The 22371-nt window shown below is 51.2% G+C and carries 20 protein-coding genes; 8 read left to right on the top strand and 12 right to left on the bottom strand.

Going from position 1 to position 22371, the window contains the following annotated elements; genetic code table 11:
• Positions 1–12: 12 nt before the first annotated feature.
• The 6 genes from LC084_RS09140 to LC084_RS09115 form a co-directional block, all read right to left on the bottom strand.
• Complete coding sequence (locus tag LC084_RS09140) at positions 13–2160, bottom strand: TonB-dependent siderophore receptor (RefSeq protein ID WP_226570839.1); 2148 nt, start codon at positions 2158–2160, stop codon at positions 13–15.
• A gap of 116 nt (positions 2161–2276) precedes the next feature.
• On the bottom strand, positions 2277–3239 hold the full coding sequence (locus LC084_RS09135) for a helix-turn-helix transcriptional regulator (protein WP_226570838.1): 963 nt from the start codon (positions 3237–3239) through the stop codon (positions 2277–2279).
• Positions 3240–3355: 116 nt separating this feature from the next.
• The gene (locus LC084_RS09130) at positions 3356–4675 is read right to left on the bottom strand and encodes a glycoside hydrolase family 28 protein (protein ID WP_404808359.1); all 1320 of its coding nucleotides are present in this window, start codon (positions 4673–4675) and stop codon (positions 3356–3358) included.
• A 6-nt stretch (positions 4676–4681) separates the two neighbouring features.
• Complete coding sequence (locus LC084_RS09125) at positions 4682–5500, bottom strand: carbohydrate ABC transporter permease (RefSeq protein WP_226570836.1); 819 nt, start codon at positions 5498–5500, stop codon at positions 4682–4684.
• A complete protein-coding gene (locus LC084_RS09120; protein WP_226570835.1) occupies positions 5497–6372 on the bottom strand; it encodes a carbohydrate ABC transporter permease in 876 nt (291 codons plus the stop codon). The genes LC084_RS09125 and LC084_RS09120 overlap by 4 nt, the downstream gene beginning before the upstream one ends.
• A 25-nt stretch (positions 6373–6397) precedes the next feature.
• Positions 6398–7729 (bottom strand): extracellular solute-binding protein, encoded by a 1332-nt coding sequence (locus tag LC084_RS09115; protein ID WP_226570834.1) that lies wholly within the window; start codon positions 7727–7729, stop codon positions 6398–6400.
• Positions 7730–8288: 559 nt separating this feature from the next.
• On the opposite strand from LC084_RS09115, the gene LC084_RS09110 reads away from it, so the two are divergent.
• Both LC084_RS09110 and LC084_RS09105 read left to right on the top strand, forming a co-directional pair.
• Positions 8289–8894, top strand: coding sequence for a GNAT family N-acetyltransferase (locus LC084_RS09110; protein WP_226570833.1), 606 nt, complete (start codon positions 8289–8291; stop codon positions 8892–8894).
• 11 nt (positions 8895–8905) lie between these two features.
• Positions 8906–9991, top strand: coding sequence for an ABC transporter ATP-binding protein (locus tag LC084_RS09105; RefSeq protein WP_226570832.1), 1086 nt, complete (start codon positions 8906–8908; stop codon positions 9989–9991).
• Between the two features lie 150 nt (positions 9992–10141).
• Here the strand turns inward: LC084_RS09105 and LC084_RS09100 are convergent, their stop codons facing one another.
• Both LC084_RS09100 and LC084_RS09095 read right to left on the bottom strand, forming a co-directional pair.
• On the bottom strand, positions 10142–11254 hold the full coding sequence (locus tag LC084_RS09100) for an ROK family transcriptional regulator (protein ID WP_226571188.1): 1113 nt from the start codon (positions 11252–11254) through the stop codon (positions 10142–10144).
• A gap of 81 nt (positions 11255–11335) precedes the next feature.
• On the bottom strand, positions 11336–12202 hold the full coding sequence (locus tag LC084_RS09095) for a BadF/BadG/BcrA/BcrD ATPase family protein (RefSeq protein WP_226570831.1): 867 nt from the start codon (positions 12200–12202) through the stop codon (positions 11336–11338).
• A 350-nt stretch (positions 12203–12552) separates the two neighbouring features.
• On the opposite strand from LC084_RS09095, the gene LC084_RS09090 reads away from it, so the two are divergent.
• Positions 12553–13704 (top strand): Gfo/Idh/MocA family protein, encoded by a 1152-nt coding sequence (locus tag LC084_RS09090; RefSeq protein ID WP_226570830.1) that lies wholly within the window; start codon positions 12553–12555, stop codon positions 13702–13704.
• Between the two features lie 53 nt (positions 13705–13757).
• Here LC084_RS09090 and LC084_RS09085 read toward each other — a convergent pair whose 3' ends face one another.
• A complete protein-coding gene (locus LC084_RS09085) occupies positions 13758–13931 on the bottom strand; it encodes a hypothetical protein (protein WP_226570829.1) in 174 nt (57 codons plus the stop codon).
• Positions 13932–14085: 154 nt separating this feature from the next.
• On the opposite strand from LC084_RS09085, the gene LC084_RS09080 reads away from it, so the two are divergent.
• The 3 genes from LC084_RS09080 (at position 14086) to LC084_RS09070 (ending at position 15794) form a co-directional block, all read left to right on the top strand.
• Positions 14086–14823, top strand: a complete 738-nt coding sequence (locus tag LC084_RS09080; protein WP_226570828.1) for a class I SAM-dependent methyltransferase — start codon at positions 14086–14088, stop codon at positions 14821–14823.
• A 233-nt stretch (positions 14824–15056) separates the two neighbouring features.
• A complete protein-coding gene (locus LC084_RS09075) occupies positions 15057–15404 on the top strand; it encodes a helix-turn-helix domain-containing protein (protein WP_226570827.1) in 348 nt (115 codons plus the stop codon).
• Between the two features lie 135 nt (positions 15405–15539).
• The gene (locus LC084_RS09070) at positions 15540–15794 is read left to right on the top strand and encodes a YdgH/BhsA/McbA-like domain containing protein (protein WP_036112283.1); all 255 of its coding nucleotides are present in this window, start codon (positions 15540–15542) and stop codon (positions 15792–15794) included.
• Between the two features lie 294 nt (positions 15795–16088).
• Here the strand turns inward: LC084_RS09070 and LC084_RS09065 are convergent, their stop codons facing one another.
• The 3 genes from LC084_RS09065 to panE all read right to left on the bottom strand — a co-directional run bounded on the left by LC084_RS09065 (position 16089) and on the right by panE (position 19263).
• Complete coding sequence (locus tag LC084_RS09065; protein WP_226570826.1) at positions 16089–17546, bottom strand: heavy metal sensor histidine kinase; 1458 nt, start codon at positions 17544–17546, stop codon at positions 16089–16091.
• A complete protein-coding gene (locus LC084_RS09060; RefSeq protein ID WP_226570825.1) occupies positions 17543–18235 on the bottom strand; it encodes a heavy metal response regulator transcription factor in 693 nt (230 codons plus the stop codon). Before LC084_RS09060 ends, LC084_RS09065 begins: the two co-directional genes overlap by 4 nt.
• 110 nt (positions 18236–18345) lie before the next feature.
• Positions 18346–19263: a 2-dehydropantoate 2-reductase gene (gene panE / locus LC084_RS09055; RefSeq protein ID WP_226570824.1), complete on the bottom strand. Its 918-nt coding sequence runs from the start codon at positions 19261–19263 to the stop codon at positions 18346–18348.
• 435 nt (positions 19264–19698) lie between these two features.
• Here panE and LC084_RS09050 point away from each other — a divergent pair, with 435 nt between their 5' ends.
• The gene (locus LC084_RS09050; RefSeq protein ID WP_226570823.1) at positions 19699–20967 is read left to right on the top strand and encodes an MFS transporter; all 1269 of its coding nucleotides are present in this window, start codon (positions 19699–19701) and stop codon (positions 20965–20967) included.
• Positions 20968–21777: 810 nt separating this feature from the next.
• Positions 21778–22122, top strand: a complete 345-nt coding sequence (locus tag LC084_RS09045) for a helix-turn-helix domain-containing protein (protein ID WP_226570822.1) — start codon at positions 21778–21780, stop codon at positions 22120–22122.
• The last annotated feature ends 249 nt before the right edge of the window (positions 22123–22371 follow it).

The raw sequence follows: 22371 nt of genomic DNA, 5'->3' as shown, positions 1-22371 counted from the left end.
TGTCTTTTGTTATCAGAACTGGTAGCTGGCGCCCACCTGCCAGGTGCGGTCCCGCCCAATCCAACAGTAGTTGGCGTCATAACAGGTCCAGGTAAATTTATTGGTCAGGTTCTGTCCGCTGGCTTTCAGTGTCAGCCCCGTCAGAGACGGGCTGAGAACGCCCATATCGTAACTTACCGCCATATCGTATTGTGTGTTGCCACCCAGTGCCGGCAGGCTGTTATCCGGGGTAGTTTCCGTTTTACCGGTATAACGTGCACCGGCACCAATCATCAGCCCATTCAGGCTACCGGAACTGAAGTGGTAATCCGCCCACAGGTTGGCAGCATGCTCAGGCACTTGCGTCGGGCGTTTCCCCTGGTAGAGCGCATCTTTGGTGTTCTTCGCATCAGTCCATGCATAATTGGCGATCAGGTTGAGGTTATCCGTTAGACGGCTGATAGCGCTTAATTCAACCCCTTTCGACGTTATCTCCCCGGTTTGCCAGTAATTAAGCTGGTAGTCTGCGGTGTAGGTGTTGTCGGTGGTCACCACGTTTTTTTGCCGGATACGGAAAACAGACGCGGTAAGTGTGGTGGCATAGTCTGCTATCTGGTACTTCACACCGCCTTCCAGTTGTTCGCTGGTGGTGGGTTTAACTTGCTGCGCGGTAAGTGTTCCCTGTGGTGAAACCGGCAAAAACCCTTCGGAGTAACTAACATAAGGCGCAATGCCATTGGCAAACTGGTACAGCGCACCCAGGCGTTTAGTTACGCGCTGCTGGCTCACCCAGCTTTTGCTGTCGTTATCCAGGTTATTGGTGGTAGTGGAATGGTAATTATCGTAACGCAGGCTGGCGACCAGGTTCAGCCCGCCAAATACCACCTGGTCTTGTAAATACCAGCCCTGTTGGTAAAAACTCAGGCGTTGTTTGGTGGCGGTGTACAGCCCCAGGTTGTCGCTGGTCACCTGGCTGTAATCCGGGTTTTGCATGTCTATGCCTGGGTAAACCGTGCCATAGCGGTATCGCATATGGGAATTCAGGTGCTGGTAATCGAACCCGGCTAACAGGTGGTGCTGCCAGTCGCCCCAGTCGATGGTTTTGGTCAACTGGTTGTCCATATTGATGCTGTCCAGGTCCTCATCGGTGGTGTACCCGAAGCGGGAAAGCTGGGTATTACTGGCCCCGACACCGGTGGAGTAAATACTGCGCTGGTGGGTGTCTACATTGAAATAACGCGCTTTTTGCACTATGCCCCAGCCGTTATCAAACTGGTGTTCGAAGGTATAACCCAGCATACCTTCACGTTGTTTAAACCCATTCCAGTGGTCGCCCGCGAAATCCCGGCGCGAGGCATAGCCACTGCGCAGGTAAGCCAGTGGTAACGGGTTAGATGGCGTCAGGCTGGGCTGGTTTTGGTATAACGCCTGAATCGTCAGCCGGGTTTGGTCGGAAGGCTGCCAGGTGGCAGAAGGCGCAATCAGGTAGCTTTCATGTTTGGTGGTGCGGGCCTGGTCATCGCCTTCACTGGCCTTGCCAATGAATCGGTACGCCCAGTCGCTGTTGGCGATTTGCCCGGTGGAATCCAGGTAGCCTTCTTTTAAATTGCGGTTGCCAGTATTAAAGCCGATTTCGTTGTGAGCGGCTTTCTCTGGCATTTTGCTCTGAATATTTACCAGCCCGCCAGGGGACGCATTACCGTACAACACCGAAGATGGCCCTTTAAGAATATCAACCTGTTCAATAAGAATGGGGTCGATACTCGCTTTGGTATTGCCGCTCACGTTGTAGGGCAGTTGCAGCCCGTCCAGGTATTCATGCTCTGCATTAAAACCACGGATTTTATATTCACTCATATACGTGGTGGCACCGCGCATCTCGGTAGAAACCCCGGCGGCATAACGCAACACTTCATTAAGCGACTGTGGATGGCGTTTTTCAATCTCACTGCCGCTGATGGTGTCAATGGTTTGCGGTGTGCGGCTTTCCGGTAAGGCGGATTTGGTGGCGCTGTTAGTATAAGGCGCTACGCTGTTACTACTCTCACCCGTTGTGGCGCTCACAACAATCGTGCTTTCCTGGGAACCTGCCGCTGTGGTGGCAGCCTGTGCGCCGGGGAGAAAACTGGCGGCAATACTGCCTGCCAGTAAAGAAAAGGAGAATGCCCCTGACCGAGTCATGTGTATAAACCTGTCTTGAATTATTATTTAATGAAAGTGATTATTATTACGGTTATATGGCCTGGACAGGCTATGCTCGGTGACAGACTGTGTATGCGCAATGCTAAAACCTGGCTTTACTGAACCGGGTGAACATCACTGGGGGCAATACCGTAACGCCGCCGGAAGGCGGTGGCGAAGTTGGTGGCGTGAGCATAGCCAGCTTTCCAGGCCGCTTCCTGAACACTGTCACCTTCCAGAAGATAGCGCCGGGCAAGAGCCAGGCGGCAGTCGCGCAGGTAATTAAACACTGAGTCGCCATAAGCCTGGCGGAATTTACTGCGCAGGCTGGCTGTGCTCATGGCCGCCGTGCGCGCCAGTGCTTCCAGGGTATGGGGCTGTTCCGGGGCGGTTTCCAGCAGTTGGCGCACTTGCTCCAGCCGCAGGCGTTCGCCACGCAGAGCTGTATTGCTGGTGGCGCTTTCATGCATTTGTTGGCCCAGTAACTGCAGCAGTGCGCCTTCCAGTGTGAGCTGGCGGGCCAGTGGCGTGGTGGTGCGCAGCAGTGCCTGGCGAAGCCCGCCTAAAACATAACTGGCTACCGGCCAGGCTGTGGTGATTGGCCCCTGTTGCTGCCAGGCGCAGATATGCGCCGCAACCGCCGGGTGTACGCTGGGGCTGGCCGCAGGCAGTGCCAGTGAAACCGTCACCAGGCGCTCATCGCTTTGGTGGCAGGCGCGCAAGATTTGCTGTTCACCCAGTTGGGTCGCCAGCGCCATACCAGCCTGAATACGCCAGGCTTTGCCATTCAGGTTGAGCTGTACCGTCCCTTCCAGCACGACCAATAAATATAAGGGCGCACACCCCTGGGAAGTGGAGTGCCAGGGTTCAATCACCTGCAAATCAGAGCAGGTGGCAAAAATCCCCGATGGCAAAGCAAGTTCATCAACATAGCCGCGCACCACAGAGCGGGCAGCGTGTGCCACAGGCGTTATGCCAAGGCCTGGAAAGTGGTAATCAATGCTGTAGCGTGCGCCAAAGTCGAGAAAATTCGCCACGGAGAATAGCTGTGGCGGGGGTAGCGGTTGCTGCGTTTTCATGCTCACCTGTCAGTTGCCTGGCGGCAGGCAATGGCCTGCCGCATAGGGGAGCAAGTGTATCATTCGTGTTTTAGCTTAGTAAAATAAATGATACTTATTCGCATTTATCTGAATGACTATGATTGTATAACCGCCTGCGGGTGCCAGCCTGCGGGAAGCGGGTGTGGCCGTTCTATGGCAAGGTTATCCAGCGCCAGATGCAGCACGCCAGTGGCATAAATTGCAGGCATACCGCCGGGGTAACGTTCCACGCCCCACGGCTCACCGCTTGCCGGGTTAATCAAAAATGCGTTATCCAGCCCAGTGCCCGTAGGGCGTTCGGGGTTGCAGGGTGGGCGAATATCATAGCTGCCTTGCTGTGGGTCATCACAGGCCACCTGGCAAAGTTGGAGTTGGCTGAGTTGCACCCAGGCAATACCTCCGGTGTGTTCGCTGTGCAGGTTAATCGCCCCTTCAGCAATGCCACTCAAGCCAGTGAAGCTCACCTGGCTGATGTTGCCAGGTGCAATGCCAGGGGCTCGGGTTCGGCAGGAGATAAACACCGGGTCAGCTCGCCCCCAATGGCAAGGGTTAGCGTGCCGGCAGTGAAAAGTAATATTGCTGAACCGCAGGCGGCGCAGGGCACCACCATCGCGGCTGATAATGCCAATACCGCGGTTACTGCCGTAGATGGTGCACGCGGTCATAACTACATCTTCAATGTCATCAAAGGTTTCAGTGCCAATTTTGAATGCACTGCTTGCGGAGCGCAGTGTGCAGCCGCTAATCGTGACATGTTGGGTGGGGCCTGCCAGTGGGGCGGGTTTGCGGGTCGTTTTCAGGCAAATACCGTCGTCGGCGGCACTGAAATGGCTGTCGCTGATATGCACATAGCGGCAACTGTCAATATCCAGCGCATCGGTGTTTGCCATGGTCATATCGTTATCGACAATCACCTGGTTGATAAACACCTGCTCACAGGCGACCAGGTGTACCGTCCACATCGGGGCATTGTGTACCCGCACGTTTTGCAGGCGCACATTGTTACAGCCTTCAAACACAATAATACGCGGCCGCTCCTGGGCGGGCATACGGTAGCCCATGGCGTCTTTGGTGGCTGAGAACCAGGCATCGGCGTTACCATCAATGCTGCCCTGGCCGGTCAGGCTGATGTTGTGCTGGTTACGGGCGTAGATAAGCGCCCGGTTGGATTGCTCGGCCACGCTCAGGGTTTCACCCGGCAGGTAATCTTCATACTGGCTGCTGGCCAGCAGTGCAGCACCGGGTTCAAAATGCAGGCAAAAATTTGATGGCAGAACCAGTGCGCCAGTTAAATACTGGCCTGGGGGAAGCACCAGTGTTCCACCACCTGCATTATTTACCTCATCAATTGCCTGCTGAATAATTTGGGTTACCGGAGCATTGGCTGGGTGGCCTTTGGGGAGCGTCAGAGTCAGTTGCATTTATTTCACCGCGCCTTGTGTTACGCCGCTAATGAATTTGCGCTGGAACACCAGAAACACAGCCACTAACGGCAGAATGACAATCATCGCGCCTGCCATCAGTACTGGAATGTTAATGGTGTTCTTGTTCTGGAAAAACATCATCCCAATCGGCAGGGTCCGTAAATCTTCCTGATTAACCAAAATGAGCGGAATTAAAAATTCGTTCCAGGTCCAAATAAACAATAGCAGCGCCAGCGTAGAAAGTGTGGGCCAAATGGCCGGTACCAGAATTTTCCACAGCAAACGCCAGCGCGGGGTGTTGTCCATCACCGCGGCTTCAATTAACTCTTTCGGTACCTGTTGTAATGCAGTGGCGACCATCAGCGTGGTAAACGGAATGGATAACGCTACCTGTGGCAGGATCAGCGCCAGATAGGTGTTGGTCAGCCCCATCCAGCGTAATTCATGGTATAGCGGAATAATAAAAGATTCTGAGGGCAGCACCATCCCCAGCGCCATCAACAGGGCGAACAGGGTTTTGCCCGGTACCCGCAAAAAAGCAAAGCCAAAGCCCGATAAAATCCCCAAGAAGATGCTCAGTATCACCACCGGGAACACCACCAGTACCGAGTTCATAAAATAGACCCGGAAGTGCCCGTCTTCCCAGGCCGACAGGTAATTGGCCAGGCTGAAGGTGTGGGGCAGGGCAAATACGCCCTGGAAGAGTTCCATTTGGGTTTTAAATGAAGTGAGAAACGCCATTAAAAATGGGGCAATGGTAATTAGCGCCAGGCACCACAACAATGCGCGGGAGAGCAGAGGCGTGCGGTTTATCATGATTTCGGCTCCCGTATAGCAAAGTGCAGTGCGCCATTAATGGCAAAGACAATAAACAGGCTGACGATGGCGACAGCCGAGGCATAGCCAAAGTGGCGCAGGTCGAAACCCTGCTGGTACATATACATATTGGTCACCAGGGTTGATGTCCCAGGCCCACCCTGGGTCATCACATACACCAGGTCAAAGGCTTTCAGGCTGGCGATAACGGTGAGGATCAACGCTATTTTAATTTCCGGGCGCAACCCCGGCAGGGTAATCCGGCGGAATTTTTGCCAGCGGGACGAACCATCCAGCGCGGCGGCTTCATGAATCGATGGGTCCATGCGCTGAATACCGGACATAAACAAAATCAGGCAAAAACCGAAGAAGTACCATACGGCGACCATTCCTGTTGCTGGCAGCGCCCAGGTGAAATCACCCAGCCAGGCCAACGCCAGGTTCGGCAGGCCAATGGCGCGTAAAAACTGGTTAATCGGCCCGAAAGCCGGGTTATACAACCAGCGCCAAACCACACCCAGAACTGCCATGGGCATAATGTATGGCAGGAAAAACAGAAAACGCAGTACCGTTAGTTCACGCGGGCGGCGTAGTTCGTTCAAAAAACTGCACAAGGCCAGCCCAAGGCTCACCGGCAATAACGTGTAGAACAGCATCAACACCACATTGTTACCTACCGCAGTCCAGAACTCATGGTCGCGGAAGATCTGCACAAAATTGCCAAGCCCAATGAATAACGGGCGGGTGCTGCCATCCCATTCGGTGAAAGCAATCCCCAAAGAAGCCATCAACGGGAACAGCAGAAAAATGCTGTACACCAACAGCGCAGGCAAAAGATACAGTGCATTACGTAAACGTGAACGATTGAGCATGATGCTGTTTCCACACCTCGTGCTGTTAGTGTTTTAAGGAACTCAGGTATTTTTGGTAATCCTTATCTGCATTTTCAGCCAGTTGTTGCGGCGTGATTTTATCAGCCATCAGTAACTGCACATTCTGGTTGAGAGTGGTAAGCATGGTGGGCGTTGCCCAGTCCAGGTAGTGGCCCAGCGCGTCATTCTGGTTCACGGTCACCCACACTTTATAAACATCGCTCAGCAACGGGTTGTCTTTGGGCAGCGTGGCGGAAGCAGAAGAAGAGGCGGGCAGGAACCCGGCTTGCAGCCAGTCATTCGCCACTTTGTCGGAAACTATGTAGTTAATGTATTTTGCGGCGGCATCCTGCTGGGCTTTGGTTTTTGCGGTGCTGGTAATGGAGAAGGGTAAGTCGGTACCGCCCACCATCAACGGTTTTTTCACCCCAGGGAATGCAGGCAGTGCGGCAAAATGAATGTCTTTATTGGCTTTAAACTGGCCCATGTACCAGGTTCCGCTGATAAAAAATGCGGCCTGGCCGTTCTGGAACAAGGTTGCGGCATCATCGTGCCCAATGCCCTGGAAGCCTGGGAAGAAATAGCCGTCATGGTTCCACTTCTGCATTAACTGCGCGGCTTTTTCCAGTTTCGCGTCTTTAAAGCTGCCGCCCTCATCATAAATCAGGTTATCGAGGGTTTTGCGCTCGCTGCTGTCAATCTGGTCTTCCCATAATGTACTCAGCATTTGCTGCCCGGCATTACCATCCAGCAAACCCAGCATTAACCCGGCAGTACCCTGTTGCTTGAGTTTTGCCAGCGCCTGTTCGAACTCTTCCATAGTTTTTGGTACTGGAATACCGGCTTTATCCAGCAGCGCTTTGTTGTAATACAGGCCGACCATTTCCCCAAGGCTTGCTACGCCATACAAATGCCCACTACCGAAATCCTGCTTTTCAGACCAGCGGTTGCGTTTGAGAATAGAATCTGGAAAACGTGTGGTCCATTGGTATGTGGTGGCGTAACTGTCCATTGGCACCAGTAATTTTTCTTTGACCAGTGCGCCCATATCTCCGCCGCCCTGGTTTACCTGGGCCACTTGTGGGCCATCGCCCGAAGAGAGCGCCAGTTTCAGTGGAATACGGGTGTCTTCAAAGGCGTGAATGGAGCGGTTGATGTGAATACCTGGGTTGGCGGCGGTGAAATCTTTAATGGCTTTATTAATTACCGCGCTCTGTTCTGGGTAGTTATATATATCCCAGGCACTGATAGTCAGTGTTTGTGCATGTAATTGCGTGGAAAGCACGCTACAGGTGAGTGCCGCGAGTAAAGCGATACGTGTCTTGCGGGTAAAACGAACCTGATGTGAATGACGCATGAATCAAACCTCTTCTGGACACCAAACAAGGCCCGCCTCCGTGCATTATTGCTTTTGGCACTTCCCGTGCGCAGCGTGACACGATGCTGAAAATTGCATCATGTACTACACTTACTTTATATAAAAAATAAAGTCAAACGGCATTTTTAACACAGGTATTACGTTATCTCTGTCACAGAAAAACCAATTTTGGAGAGGGTGTTCAGCATATAAAACTACTGTCTGTAAGTAATACCCGTAATATGGCTGGGTAACATTTGTGTTTTGAGGTGATTCTGTTGTTAAAAATAATATCCTTTACAGTCAATGAGATAACATAATTATTTCCTATGTTTTATGTCTGTTTTAAGCGCCGTGGTAAAGAGCCTGTGAATAATATGAGTAAAATCAATATCCCCAGCATAGCTATAGCATGCGAAATATAAGGGGAAGCTCTTACTGGCAATTTTGGTGATATGTTCTACGGCTTAAAATAACCATGGTGGTAATTATTCTATCTTGAAAAAAAAGTGCGATTTAATTACCCTGGCATAATCCGCCAATAACCAGCGAGCGCTTCATGATGTCTGAATCCACCGATATTATTCGTCCGGCGCGCCCCGAAGACCGCGCCGCGTTAAGCCGTATTTGCCTTGAAACAGCGAATGCCGGGAAAGATGCCACTGATTTATATAGTGATGGCGATTACCCCGGTTTGCTGTATGTCCTGCCTTATGCCGAGTTTGAACCCGATTTCGCATTTGTTCTGGAAATGTCCGGTGAGGTGGTGGGTTATGTAGTCGCCACGCCAGATACCGCAGCGTTTGAAGCCCGCCTGGCTGAAAGCTGGTGGCCGGTATTGCAAGCGCGCTATGCACAACGCGCCAGTGAAGCACCACTGGATATGAAAGTGCTGGGGCAGATTCGGGCACCGGGTAATGCCAGTGAAGAGCTGACAGGCCGCTGGCCCGCGCACCTGCATATTAACCTGTTGCCGGTTGCACAGCAGGGCGGTTGGGGGCGGCGGATGATAACCCGCCAACTGGCGGCACTGCGCGATGCGGGCGTGCCGGGGGTACATCTTGGCGTCAGCCTGCAAAACGAAGGTGTATGCGCGTTCTATGAAAAAATGGGCTTCCGGCATATTTTCCGCCGCAATGCCATTTATATGGGTCAGGTGTTGTAAGGGGAGCGGAAATGGCCAGTCTGGAACTGAAAAGTGTGAAAAAACGCTGGGATCAGGTCACTGTTATCCCTGGTCTGGATCTCACCATCAACAGTGGTGAGTTTGTGGTATTTGTTGGCCCATCGGGGTGCGGGAAGTCCACATTGCTGCGCATGATAGCCGGGCTGGAAGAGATAACAGAAGGGCAATTGCTGATATCAGGTGCGGATATGACGCGTCAGTCTGCCTCTGAACGGGGCATTGCTATGGTCTTCCAGTCTTATGCACTCTACCCCAATATGTCGGTGCGGGATAACCTGGCTTATCCGCTGGAGATGGCGAAACGGCCGAAAGCGGAAATCAACCGTAAAGTGGATGAGGTGGCGGCAAAACTGCACCTGACAGATTACCTGGGGCGGCTGCCGCGTGCGCTTTCTGGCGGCCAGCGCCAGCGTGTGGCGATTGGCCGGGCCATTATCCGTGAACCTTCCATCTTCTTGTTTGATGAGCCGCTATCCAACCTGGATGCAGAATTGCGCCTGAAAATGCGCATTGAGATTGCCCGGCTGCATGAAGCACTGGGTAACACCATGATTTATGTCACCCACGACCAACTGGAAGCAATGACCCTGGCAGACCGCATTGTGGTGCTGCGCCAAGGGCAAATTGAGCAGACCGGTGCGCCCCTTGAGATTTACCACAACCCCGATAATCTGTTTGTTGCCGGGTTTATTGGCTCGCCTAAAATCAATGTGTTGCCCGCCACGGTTACCGCGACAAAACCGGGCGAAGTGCAATTGCGGGTGGCGGATTTGTCGCTGGAAAACCTGGTGTGCCCGGTGGCAGAAGCGGTGGAAGAAGGGGAAACACTGTGGCTGGGCGTGCGCCCGGAACACATCGTCTGTAATGGTGAAGGCACCACGCAATTCACCGCGCCAGTTTCCTGGGTAGAGAAGCTGGGGCACACCAATTATGTTTACCTGGATATTGGCCGGGAAGAGATGCTGGTGGTTGAGCTGCGTGACGGCGACAACGTTGAAACGCGCCAGGAAATGCGCCTGGCACTGTCACAGCCCAACCTGCTGCTGTTCCGTGAAAACGGGTTGCGGTTACGCTAAGGTTGCGTAGTAGGTTGCGTAGTAACGGGCCGGGTCAATAAACAAAAAACAGGGAAATCAGGTTATTGATTTTCGGCTGCTAACGAAATAAAAGGGCAAACCCAGGTTTTACCCTTCTTTTTCATCAATCTGAACCCGCCAGCAGGCGGGTTAGTTGTCATTACGCTCGGTTTCAGCTTCTACAGAAAGCACATCTATCAGCCGGTCAACGGCGAGCCCCGCCGCACCCAGTGCCCACATCCGGTTGGATTCAGTTAAGAATTGCAACGGGGTGAGTTGTGGGGTGAGTTTCAACCGGTAAGTGTGGAAGCTTTGGGTCACCTGGTCGAGCAAAATCCGCGAGGCCATTTGCGGCTCCATTGCCAGGTAAACCACATCCGGGTCTAACGCTACTGCCAGGTTTGCCAGCGCGCTACCCAGGTGCTCGCCTGCTTCACGCAAGACTTCCAGAGTTTGTGGGGAAGGGCGTTCATCAAGGGCGGCCAGGTGCGTTGCCCCGGTTTCAGCCAGCGCCCGCAGAATCGCTTTTGACGAAGCCGCATCTTCCAGCGTGCGCCCGCTGCCATCGGTTAAGAAAGCATTGCCAATTTCCCCGGCAGTACCATGGCGGCCACGGTATAACTGGCGGTCAAGGATTATTCCCGCCCCAATGCCTTTGCCATAAGTGGCGACAATCGCAGTGCGCGACTGGCCTAACTGGCCGAAAACCTGTGCCGCCAGTGCCATGGCGTTAGCATCGTTTTCAATAAACACCGGCAGTTGAAAGCGGGCCTGCAGTTGTTCCACAACCGGTTCATTATCCCAGTTCAGAACGGTGGAGCGCACACAGTAGCCACTTTGTGCATCTACCAGGCCAGAAAGCGCCAGGCCAATGGCACCAACATGCCTTTCGCCTGTGGTTTTAAGAAATTTAGCCAGCGCATCGCCTAACTGGCGTGGTGTAAGTTCACCTGATGGCATCTGCTGTTCGCCCACCAGGTTACCGGCAAGGTCTGTCATAACAATCAGGTTGCGCTCAGCATTGAGCTGGATACCAACCACATTGGCGTAATCCGGGTTAAGCCCTAACAATGTTTTCGGCCGCCCCATGGAAACACGGCGCAGCCCCAGTTCCTGAATAATACCCCGGTCAAGCAGGCGGTTGGTTGCCTGGGACACGGTGGACATACTCAGCCCACTGCGTACTTTCAAATCAGACTGGCTGACGGGGGAAAGCTCCACAATCAGCCGTAAAATGCGGGTAGTGATGGAAGGTGCAGTCATCATCGTTACATTAACCAGGAAGTCAGTAAGCTGGCGGCCATATTACACGGCACCTGAAAAAAGCCTGCCTTAAAACCATACTCAGGCACAAAGGCGGGCAAGGCGTAGTGCACCACTTAGTGCATCTCCTTCAGCCGTAACCAGCATGGCTTGTACATCAGCACTTAGCCAGGGGTAAATGGGCAGAGCAAGGCCGCCAAGCATGGCTACCGGGTAGCGCCCATTTTGGCTGAGGTTGTTAATCAGTTCGCTAATTTCTTGTGCGCAAGCAGCCACCAGAATAACTCCGTTGCTGTCTTGTTCGCTGGCAGCCTGGAAGATCTGTGGTGCAAATTGCCCCCATTGTGCGGGTGTCGCCTGTACTGACCAGGCCAGTAAGGTTTCGGGTTCGTGCCCAAAGTGCGCCATTAATGCGCGGGTTAACGGAGTGTGCTCCACTAAGTTTTCATGGGCTTTCAGCGCCAGGCGTAATGCCCGCTGCCCCAGCCATGCGCCAGAGCCCTGGTCCGAAAGCGCCATTCCCCAGCCACCCACGCAGCGGAACGCCTGCCCGCTCCAGACAGCACCCTGGCTCCCGGTGCCGGTTATTAATACCGCGCCCGGTTGCCCATTGTGCGCGCCAGGGCAGGCAATTTCGACATCAGAAAATACCTGCCATGAAGCATACGCGTGGGGCCAGGCTTGCGCCTGCGCGCGTACACGAGAAATATTCCCCCCGGCAAGGCCCAACACAACGTGGGTTTGCCCAGCGTCACAAGTGCTCAGCCCGGCGGCGTGAAGGGTTTCATCCAGCAACTGGCAGACTTGCTTCATGGCGTTATCGAACTGGCTCCAGATATTGGCCGGGCCACCGGTACAGGCTGCCAGAACATCACCATTCTGGTTGGTTAACCGGGTTCGGCACTGTGTACCGCCACCATCAACACCAATGAAATACCTTGTTTGCAATGCCATTCTCCTGTTGATCAGTGCTGGCTTGTCGCCACAACAGACCTGATTCTGAGCGAAAAGATAGGAGAAAAAAACTTAAATCGCAATAACAAATAAATATGTAACAGTGATTTTTATTTTTCCATTTAAAAACAATAAGATAAAAATTATCGAAAATTTGGTTGTTTTTTGGTTGTTGACTTTAGTTTTTCTGGCGTAATAAGTTGGCGGTGTAAAATTAAACAACGGCGCAGCAGAAAACAGTGCGCCATCCCGTGAGCTGGTTCTGGCTCATTTTGGTAGCAAGAAACCGCCAGATGACCAGATTCTGAGTATCAGACATATTTCTTGAGCAGGCAGGGTTGAACATGAAAGTAGGCATTGTCGGGTTAGGTTTTCGTCTGTCGCATGTGGCAAAAGAGTTTAAGAAAGCCGACCCGGAATTCACCATAACAGGGTATGTCGACCCGGCTCCGGCCGGTTTACCGAACCTGGAAACCTTCGGTATTTCTCCTGGTAAGGCGTTTGCATCACTGGATGAGATGCTGGCGGCTGGCGGGTTTGATCTGTTGATGGTCGGTTCGCCGAACTTTATGCACCTTGAGCATATTGAAGCGGGGCTTGCCGCGGGTTACACCGTGTTTACTGAAAAACCGGTAGTGACCAGTGAGGCCCAGAGTATGGCGCTGGCGAAGCTGATTGCCCGTTACGGTAAAGACAAAGTGATTGTTGGCCTGGTGCTGCGTTACTCACCGTTATACCAGGATCTGGTGGCAGCCAAAGAGGCTGGTGAGTTGGGGGAAATTACCTCCATTGAAGCCACCGAGCACATTCCGCCTTTCCACGGGGCATTCTTTATGCGCGACTGGCGGCGCTTTGAGCGCTATGCCGGGCCCTATATTCTTGAAAAGTGCTGCCATGATATTGACCTCTACCAGGGGCTGGTGGGCGAACGCCCGGTGCGGGTCGCCAGTTTCGGCGGGCGTAAATCTTTTACTCCGCAGCATACCCCGGTGGGCGAGGTGACGGCGGATTCCGCGGTGTACCATGAAAAACCCAGTGGCTGGTCCAGCACGGAGCATGTGTTTGACAGCGATGCAGATATTGTCGATTACCAGACGGCAATTGTGGAGTATGCCGGTGGTGCCACAATGGCCTTTCACGCCAACCTTAATGTGCCAGATGAGTTTCGCCGTTTTTGTGTAATGGGCACCGATGGCCAGGCGGAAGGGGATTTTGTGCGTAACTACTTTCGGGTCCACAACGCCCGTACCCGCGCAGCACTGACTGACAAAACCTATGATGGTAGCGCATACGACGGCCACTACGGTGCCGATGCGCTAATGGCCGAAGAAGTGGTGCGCCACCTGAAACAAGGCACGCCGCTTAAGGTATCTGTGGTAGATGCCCTTGAAGCAGGGCTGACTGCAATCAAAATTGATGAAGCCCGTAAAACCCACCGTGTGGTGGATTTAACCTCTTGCTGGGCTGAATTTGATAAAGCCCTTGGCAAGGGCTGATGACAGAATGATGTGTTGTAATTTGTAGTGAGCCGCGACTGACTCAGGCTCACTTATTCCCCTTGCTGCCCGGTTGGGCAGCTTTTTTCGCCTGATTTTCCTTCTGTACCTGCAAACATGCCGATTGCACAAAATGCTTCAGGGTGCCCTGGGCGCTGAAAGCCAATTTCCAGCGCAGCCAGTTTATGGAAGTGGACGTAAACCGTTTTATTCCTGGTTTCACTCAATAATTGGGTTTCTGTTATCTATAGCATTGCGCCCTGGTTTGCCATTTGCTGGCACCGGGGCGCAGTTGCGCTAAAAACGCCAGGACGCTAACGAAGGATATCGTTAAACTGCGCATTGCATAGTAAGCGACAAACATCAGGGAAGGTTAAGCAGATGAAACAGAATAAGTACGATGACCCCGCTTTTTTTGGCAAATACGCGCAGATGGCGCGCTCTGTTGAAGGGTTAAATGCGGCAGGAGAGTGGCCAGCATTTCAGGCCATGTTGCCCCCATTAGCGGGTAAGCGAGTGCTGGATTTAGGCTGTGGCTATGGCTGGCACTGCTTTTACGCCCAGTCTCAGGGGGCGGCGGCGGTAACAGGCGTGGATATTTCGGCAAAAATGCTGGCGCGGGCGCAGCAAGTACCCGGTGCTGACCGTATTGGCTGGCAACAAGTAGCGATGGAAGATTATCACCCTGAGCCTGAAGGGTATGATGTGGTGCTAAGTTCACTGGCGTTTCACTATGTGGCTGACTGGCCATCGCTGTGCCGTAAAGTGGCTCAGGCACTGAAGCCCGGTGGTACTTTTCTATTTAGCGTGGAACACCCCATTTTTACCGCTCAAGGCCCACAAGCCTGGTATTGTGATGGCGAAGGAAAGCCGCTTCACTGGCCTGTTGACCACTATTTTTCCTCCGGCCGTCGGGAAACCTGTTTTCTGGGTGAGCGTGTTATTAAATACCACCGTACGTTAACAGACTGGCTGGCACCATTATTAGCGTTACAACTGCAAGTGAACGGCCTGCGAGAACCGCAACCTTCTGCACAATTATTGGCTGATGTACCGGGGATGCAGGATGAACTGCGTCGCCCCATGATGTTGATTGTTTCTGCCTGCAAGCCTGCCTGATTTTGCCAATTTCCCGGCAATTCCGTGTCTGATGACAGGGGATTGCTCGGCATTTCCTGTGTAAAGAACTGTTTCCTGACAAAAATGTTATTTTGGTGTCATGTTGAGGTCAGCGAGCACCTCTTATAGTGAACCCTGTCGATTTTATTGAGCTGCGGGTGTGCCGCGCCTGTGCGGTACCAGAAATAATGGATACGGAGGCTTTGCCTTCGGACAAGACGGGAACATTCACTATGCAAAAAATTGTAGAAAAACATGTTGCCCTTGTAGAGGCACTGAAAGAGTGGATTGAAGTGCATGTCCACGAACCGATCAAGATAGAAGATGTTGCCCATAAAGCAGGCTATTCGAAGTGGCATTTGCAACGGGTATTTCAGGATGTCACGGCAGAAACCTTAGGCAGTTATATCCGTAACCGCAAGCTGGCGTTGGCCGCGGAAGAATTAAAGAATACCCGTTATTCAGTATGCTTTATTTCAGACCGTTATGGGTTCGATTCCCAGCAAACATTTACTCGCGTGTTCTCGCGTGTATTTAATCAGTCTCCCAGGGCATTTCGTAAATCAAATGCAAGAATGTAAATCATTGTAGCTGACTAAATTGTTATTTTCCTGTCACTCAATAGTCAGCAAATTAAACGTAAAATAAGCTTATCGAAAGGCGTAAATTCTTTTCGTTAAGCTTATTTTTTATCTTTCAGTTGAAAAGGTGGAACAATGAAAAAACATATTCTGGTACCTGGTATTTTGGCACTGGCTGCTGTCAGTTTTAGTTCAATTGCCGCTCAGGAAGTAGCTTCTGGCCAGGGGCGCACGGCTGATGGCGTAGTCAGTACCAGCGGCCAGCAGACACTGGCCGATGTTACCCAAACTCTGCAGGAAAAGGCGCAGGCAGCAGGTGCGTCCAGCTTTAAAATTATCTCCGCAGGTGGCGATAACCAGTATTTCGGTGTGGCTGAATTATATAAATAAGACTTTTCTTGTGTTGTTTTAATGCTCGCTCTGAGACTCTGTCACTAATACTCTTATTGGTGATTGTGTTGTGTTGTTATTTGGCTGGCCAAAGTAAGTTATTACTGGCCAGCTTTTTATTGCCCGGAATTTATTTTTCTGGGTTTCATTACCTTGAACGGGTTGCAGAAAGTGCGCCAATACCTGCGCATTGATTTAGCAAGGGCACATGCCGATTTTACTCTGCAACATTTGCCCTGGATGGTGTTTAGCTGACGTAATTGCACACTATTACTAGTGAATATTACTGGTGAATCAGATGGTGGCGGTACCATCATCCAGCGGAGCAACCGTTGTTTGCACTGGTTCTCCGTGAGGTTGTGGTTGAGGGTTATTCAGGCGCAAGGTAAACCCAAACGTGTTGACGCCCTGGTAGCTGTAGGCAAAGGCTGTGCCCTCATGCATCAGCGCGACAGCTTTAACAATCGCCAGGCCCAGCCCATGGTGCATATTACTGCCATTACGCGCCGCGTCCACGCGGTAGAAGCGTTCAAACAACCTGGACAAATGCTCGGGAGTAATGGGGTCGCCCTGGTTTGACACGGCAACTTTGGCGAATTCACCTTTCTGAGACAAGCTGACACCAATGGCGCTGCCAGGGCTTGCATGGCGCGCACCATTTTCCAGCAAATTAGCCAGCGCGCGGTGGAACAGGCGGCGGTCTACACAGGCACGCACATCACCACCAATAGTGACGACCAGTTCACGCTCCAGCAACGAAGGTTCCACATACTCCGCCGTTTTTACGGCTTCTTCCTGGAGTGAGATATCTGTTAACTCAATTGCCCGCTGCCCGGCTTCTGCATGAGAAAGGAATAACATGTCATTAATAATGGATGTCATTCGCGCCAGCTCTTCCAGGTTGGATTCCAGCAAATCTTCCAGTTCGTGAATATCACGCTGACGGGACAACCCCAGTTGGGTTTGGCCAATCAGGTTGGTCAGCGGGGTGCGCAATTCATGGGCAACATCGGCATTAAAGCTGTCCAATTGCTGCCAGGCTTTCTCCTGGCGCTCAAGTACCCCGTTGAATGCCTGAGCCAGTGTGCGTAGCTCATCGGGCAGGCAGGCGGTGTTAAGACGCTGCCCGACATTACCCGGAGCCAGTTGGTTCGCCTGTTCACTCATCTGCCTTGCCGGTTTTAACCCATAACGAGACACCGCATAACTCAGGCCCGCAACCAGTACCAGCCCGGCCAGGGAAATGAAGATAAGGGCTTCGGTGAACTCGGTATAAGTGTTGTAATACGCAGTTGAATCTATTGAGACAACAAATTTCAGCGGTGGGCGTTCACCCAGTGCAGGTATGGTTTTTACCAGCATGTAATACGGGCAACTCTTGTTATGCAGGTAGATACTGGAATAACCATCAGGGGGATTTTGTGCGGCAACAGCTTTTTCCATTTCACCGCCAAATGCATAGAGCGGATCATCACTGAGCACCAGGTATTGAACTTTCCCGCCTTCGTTTTCCATCAATGTGGTGAGTTTGTGCTCAATATGATCCCACAAGTGTGCCGTGCCTTCCCGCTCCATAAACGGCGAGACCAGCGAATTACGAAACGCCAGCTCATTGTGCATTTGGTTTTTGAGTGAGGCGAACAAGGTAGTACGCAAAAACAGAGCTGTGGCGAGCAAAATTATCACCATCAGTACCACAAACAACAGCGTAAGCCGCCCGGAAATAGAGCTTTGTTTCAGGTTCGGTATCATGATGGGGTTGCCGCAGTTCGGTTTTCCAGTACATAACCCATACCACGCACGGTGTGCAGCAGTTTTACTGTGTAAGGGGTATCAATTTTATTACGCAGGCGCTTAATAGCGACTTCCACTACATTGGCATCGCTGTCGAAATTCATATCCCAGACCTGTTCTGCAATCATCAGTTTGGACAGAATCTCGCCCTGGTGGCGGGCCAGCAGGCTCAGCAGCGCAAATTCTTTTGCCGTGAGATCGATACGCTCATTACTGCGGGACACTTTGCGCGAGATAAGATCAATATGCAGATCATCAATGCTGATATGGGTGGGATCGGTGTTATCACTGCCACGGCGGCGGATTAACGCCTGTATACGGGCAACCAGTTCTATCAGTGAAAAGGGTTTTGGCAGGTAATCGTCAGCACCGCAACGCAAACCGCGCACCCGCTCGTCTACTGAACTCCGGGCCGATAACATCAGTACCGGGGTTTGTTTACTGGCACGCAACCCTTCCAGCACAGAGTAACCGTCCTGGCCTGGCAGCATGACATCGAGCACGATGGCATCGTATTCATACTGCAATGCCAGGTACAGCCCTTCCACGCCGTCGCGAGCGATATCAACAGAAAAACTCAGCTCACTCAGAGCCCGGCTAATATACGACGAGGTTTTTTCCTCATCTTCAACGAGAAGCAGACGCATGCCATTCACCTGGGGAATTAAAACAGGCTATTGTAACCTGGTTTTACCGTCACCTCGCTGACGTGAACCTGACAATTTTGTCAGGAGGTAACGGTAGAGTCATGGGGGGATTATGCGCGGTTTTGCAGGTAAACGTTCAGATTTACATTCACGGCATTAAGCAACGGCGTAACCACACCATGTTGTGCGGCGCGGCGCACAAGGTCACCAATGATCTGTTCTGCTTCAATAGAAAAGCCATGGGTTAAATCACGGTACATTGAAGATGTCAGCGCGGTATCTGGGTTAGTCAGAAATTCCCGGGTTCCCGTAATCACTTTTTCCCGGTGTTGGTAGCCACAGGCATCAAGCACAGACAGCACTTCGCTAAACACAGATTCAATAAATTCACGCCCGCCAGGCGCATGAACAATTTGTTGAGTATTGCCACGGGCGAGGCAGGTAACGGCACCCAGTGTGCTGAGTAACAGCCATTTTTCCCATAAATCACTCTGAATCGCTTCAGAAAACACGGTATCGAACCCGCAATCTTTCAGTTGGCTATCCAGTTGCTGCAGGCGTTCGCTGTTGTCGCCCTGCAAGTCACCATAAAACAGGGTATGCAAGCGCGATAGCTGGATAATTTCACCTTGTTCGCCCAACGTGGCATGGATTTTACACAAGCCGCCAATTACCGCATGTTTGCCAAAACGCGCTTGCAACGTTTCAATGTGCCGCATGCCATTAAGAATGGGGATAATCAACGTGTCTTTGCCCACGGCTGGCGCAATATCTGACATTGCCTGTTCCAGAGCAAAACTTTTGACGGTCAGCAAAATAACATCCCAGCTCCCGGTCAGTTGTTGGGCTGTAACCAGCTTGGGTTCCAGTGTGACATCGCCAAACGGGCTTTTCAGCATTAGCCCCGTTTTCTGTAATTGTGCCTGGCGTTTTTCACGGACTAAAAAAGTAACATCCCGGCCTGCCAGTGCCATACGTGCGCCAAAATACCCGCCAGTTGCTCCGGCTCCTACCACAAGAATTCGCATCGCTTTACCTGTTTTATTGGTTGTCGGACCTTTCTTACCATAAAGCCAGCTCTGGCCTGGCGCTATAACAAAACGGGCTTTTTTTCATGTGTGTTCTTTTCTGGTTGCGGGGATGCCAGTTCATTGATTGGTTTTCTTGCTGAAACAAACTTTCACTTAACTTGGCTTTATTTGTGATGGTGATCACATTAAAGAAGTTGCCATGCAGCGATACAGAACCGCTGTTGATATAAATCAAAAACAACGTTTCATGTTGTCGCATTATTACATTCAATTTGTGAGACAAATCTCACTTTATAATTACAAATAACGATAAAAAAGCCTCTCTTTACTCACTTCGGTTTGGCTACAATTTTTCTCCTCTGGCGTTATCAGTCTGTCTGGCGCTGTTTTACCCGCAGGCAGGTTTTATTCTTTTAATCCAGGGGATTCATTATGCGCAATCCAGGCCGTATGCGCTGGTTCATGGTAGGGTTAGTGACGTTAGGCACTATCCTCTGTTATCTCACTCGTAACACCATTGCTTCAGCAGCACCCACGTTACAAAGCCAGTTGCATATCACAACCCAGCAGTATTCCTATATTGTTGCTTTCTTTTCAGCTTGTTACACCATAGCTCAACCCATTTCCGGCTTTATACTCGATACCCTTGGCACCAAGGCAGGTTATGCAGTTTTCGGCCTGTTATGGGGGCTTTTTTGTATTGGGGCATCTTTTGCGGGTGGCTGGAAAGGTCTGGCGTTTGCCCGTGGGATGGGGGGCTTTGCTGAAAGCGCTATGATCCCGGCAGGCTTGAAAGCGGTGACCGAATGGTTCCCGGAAAAAGAGCGCTCTGTGGCAGTGGGCTACTTTAATGTTGGTTCTTCCATGGGGGCATTAATTGCACCACCCCTGGTGGCCTGGGCTATTTTTATTCATAGCTGGCGGCTGGCGTTTATTCTGGTGGGCTGTATGAGCGTGGTTTGGGCGATAGGCTGGTTCCTGGTCTATAACCGCCCAGGAAAAACAAAACGGCTAAGCAAAACGGAACTGGACTATATTACTGCCGGGCAACCTGCTCCACGCCCGAAACAGAAAGTGCGTGTAGGTGTATTGCTGCGCCAGCGTAAATTCTGGGCAATTGCGTTACCCCGTTTCCTGGCTGAGCCAGCCTGGGGGACTTTCAATGCGTGGATCCCGCTCTTCATGGTGCGTAACTATGGGTTCGATTTAAAAGACATTGCGATGTTTGCCTGGATCCCCATGCTATTTGCCGATATGGGCTGTATTCTCGGTGGCTATATGCCGGGTATTTTCCAGCGGATGTTCGGTGTTAACCTGATTGTGTCCCGCAAACTGGTGGTTACCCTGGGCGCGGCATTGATGATTCTGCCGGGTATGGTGGGGTTGTTTGGTAGCCCGATGGTAGCGATTGGGTTGCTGTGCGTTGGGGGTTTTGCTCACCAGTCTTTATCTGGTGCGCTGATTACACTGTCATCAGATATGTTTGACCCTAACGAAGTAGCAACTGCAAATGGCTTCACCGGGATGGCGGCATGGACTGCCAGCACGCTGTTTGCCCTGGTTGTCGGCGCGCTGGCCGATACGCTCGGTTTCAGCCCATTGTTTGCTGTACTGTCTATTTTCGACGTTATTGGTGCGGTGATTCTTTGGTCACTGTTGCGTGAAAATAAAACGGCAATGGAAGCCAACGAAGCATTCTGACCGTTAAGCAAAACAGGCAGGTGGTTGCGTTTTAGCCTGCGTGTATTTGGGCGTGCCGGGTGTAAATAGCCCGGCGCGTTTTACGCCCCATTATTCATAACATAAAGCTTCACAACACAACTCTTCGCAACACAACTCTTCACCGCATAACGCTTCACCACACATATTCCCGGTAGCCTCTTTCAGCCTTATTGGGTTTGTGGATTTTGGCACTTTTGCAGAATCAGGCAAAGTTTTCGCAGAATTGGGCGTTGTTCAACTGCGAATAGCCTGTTTATACTTTTTAACGGTAAATTACTGCTGAGTTGTTACCTGCAATCCAGGTAAATGAGAACAATGGTTTTTCACACCACATATTGCCAATTACATTCTATTCTTCACCTGTTTAATCTATGCCTGTGTTCAGCTTTTTGACCATAAAGCATAAAAAGATAAAAGAAGTGGTAATTAACGTTTAATCGCACTGATTGACAACCTGTATTTCTCCATTGTGGTACACAGAAATATTCTGTTGGCTGCCTGCCGCAAGGGGCAGGGTTAAGTCACCAGGCTTTAACGAATTGTGGCGTGTAAGGTAAATGATTAATAACCGTATTGATGAGTTTTATGCATAACATTATTGCTTTAGCAAGGGGTAATCCACTTTTACCGTTATGCTAAGATATTCCAATTGGTACTATTTTTTACTTTTTGTGCTTTATTGTTTTTTTGATTAGGGAGTGAGCCTAAAGGGTACATTTTGCTGTTATTCAGGTGAAAGGTCTCAGGCTGCGCTTCATTTTAACTTCCTGAATAATGATGGCGGGTATAATGGCGCTTCAACATGATGTTATTCATCTGATTATGTCTTGGATTGATGAGAATATAGAAAAACCATTAAAGATTGATGATGTAGCCCGGCGGGCAGGGTATTCTCGCTGGCATTTGCAGCGCCTGTTTCACCAGGAAACAAGCCAGACGCTTGCCAGCTATATTCGCGACAAAAAACTTGAGTACGCTGCAAAAGATTTAAAAGACCCGGAGCAATCTATTCTGGAGGTTTCATTCCGTTATGGGTTTGATTCCCAGCAGTCTTTTACCCGCACGTTTTCCCGTAAATACCATATGCCACCGGGTTCATGGCGGAAAAAACACCAGTATCACTCACAAGAATAATTTTCCTACAGAGTGATATTAGGGGTGGCTATGAAGATGTCTTACCGCTGGCGGAACGACTGGGCTGTTGGTGGTAGGGTTGTACCCGCTTTAATCTTCTCTGGTACCCGGCAGGCTGCTCTCTGGCATTTTTTAATTATTATTATTGTTTGTCTCGCCACTCTCTGCACTTCTTATATCTGTTCTTGTAAAGAGTTAATGTATTTTTTAATATCACCATGAAATAAAAGGGGATTATTTTTTATTATT

Source organism: Mangrovibacter yixingensis (assembly GCF_020523985.1).
Lineage (GTDB): Bacteria > Pseudomonadota > Gammaproteobacteria > Enterobacterales > Enterobacteriaceae > Mangrovibacter > Mangrovibacter yixingensis.
The sequence above is the reverse complement of the archived record's forward strand: the minus strand, read 5'-3'. Positions and strand labels throughout refer to the sequence as shown.

Bases quoted from the DNA above. Each gene is read 5' to 3' on its own strand.
- LC084_RS09140 (WP_226570839.1), bottom strand. From the start codon at position 2,160: ATGACTCGGTCAGGGGCATTCTCCTTTTCTTTACTGGCAGGCAGTATT.
- LC084_RS09135 (WP_226570838.1), bottom strand. From the start codon at position 3,239: ATGAAAACGCAGCAACCGCTACCCCCGCCACAGCTATTCTCCGTGGCG.
- LC084_RS09125 (WP_226570836.1), bottom strand. From the start codon at position 5,500: ATGATAAACCGCACGCCTCTGCTCTCCCGCGCATTGTTGTGGTGCCTG.
- LC084_RS09120 (WP_226570835.1), bottom strand. From the start codon at position 6,372: ATGCTCAATCGTTCACGTTTACGTAATGCACTGTATCTTTTGCCTGCG.
- LC084_RS09115 (WP_226570834.1), bottom strand. From the start codon at position 7,729: ATGCGTCATTCACATCAGGTTCGTTTTACCCGCAAGACACGTATCGCT.
- LC084_RS09110 (WP_226570833.1), top strand. From the start codon at position 8,289: ATGATGTCTGAATCCACCGATATTATTCGTCCGGCGCGCCCCGAAGAC.
- LC084_RS09105 (WP_226570832.1), top strand. From the start codon at position 8,906: ATGGCCAGTCTGGAACTGAAAAGTGTGAAAAAACGCTGGGATCAGGTC.
- LC084_RS09100 (WP_226571188.1), bottom strand. From the start codon at position 11,254: ATGACTGCACCTTCCATCACTACCCGCATTTTACGGCTGATTGTGGAG.
- LC084_RS09090 (WP_226570830.1), top strand. From the start codon at position 12,553: ATGAAAGTAGGCATTGTCGGGTTAGGTTTTCGTCTGTCGCATGTGGCA.
- LC084_RS09080 (WP_226570828.1), top strand. From the start codon at position 14,086: ATGAAACAGAATAAGTACGATGACCCCGCTTTTTTTGGCAAATACGCG.
- LC084_RS09075 (WP_226570827.1), top strand. From the start codon at position 15,057: ATGCAAAAAATTGTAGAAAAACATGTTGCCCTTGTAGAGGCACTGAAA.
- LC084_RS09070 (WP_036112283.1), top strand. From the start codon at position 15,540: ATGAAAAAACATATTCTGGTACCTGGTATTTTGGCACTGGCTGCTGTC.
- LC084_RS09065 (WP_226570826.1), bottom strand. From the start codon at position 17,546: ATGATACCGAACCTGAAACAAAGCTCTATTTCCGGGCGGCTTACGCTG.
- LC084_RS09060 (WP_226570825.1), bottom strand. From the start codon at position 18,235: ATGCGTCTGCTTCTCGTTGAAGATGAGGAAAAAACCTCGTCGTATATT.
- panE (WP_226570824.1), bottom strand. From the start codon at position 19,263: ATGCGAATTCTTGTGGTAGGAGCCGGAGCAACTGGCGGGTATTTTGGC.
- LC084_RS09050 (WP_226570823.1), top strand. From the start codon at position 19,699: ATGCGCAATCCAGGCCGTATGCGCTGGTTCATGGTAGGGTTAGTGACG.
- LC084_RS09045 (WP_226570822.1), top strand. From the start codon at position 21,778: ATGGCGCTTCAACATGATGTTATTCATCTGATTATGTCTTGGATTGAT.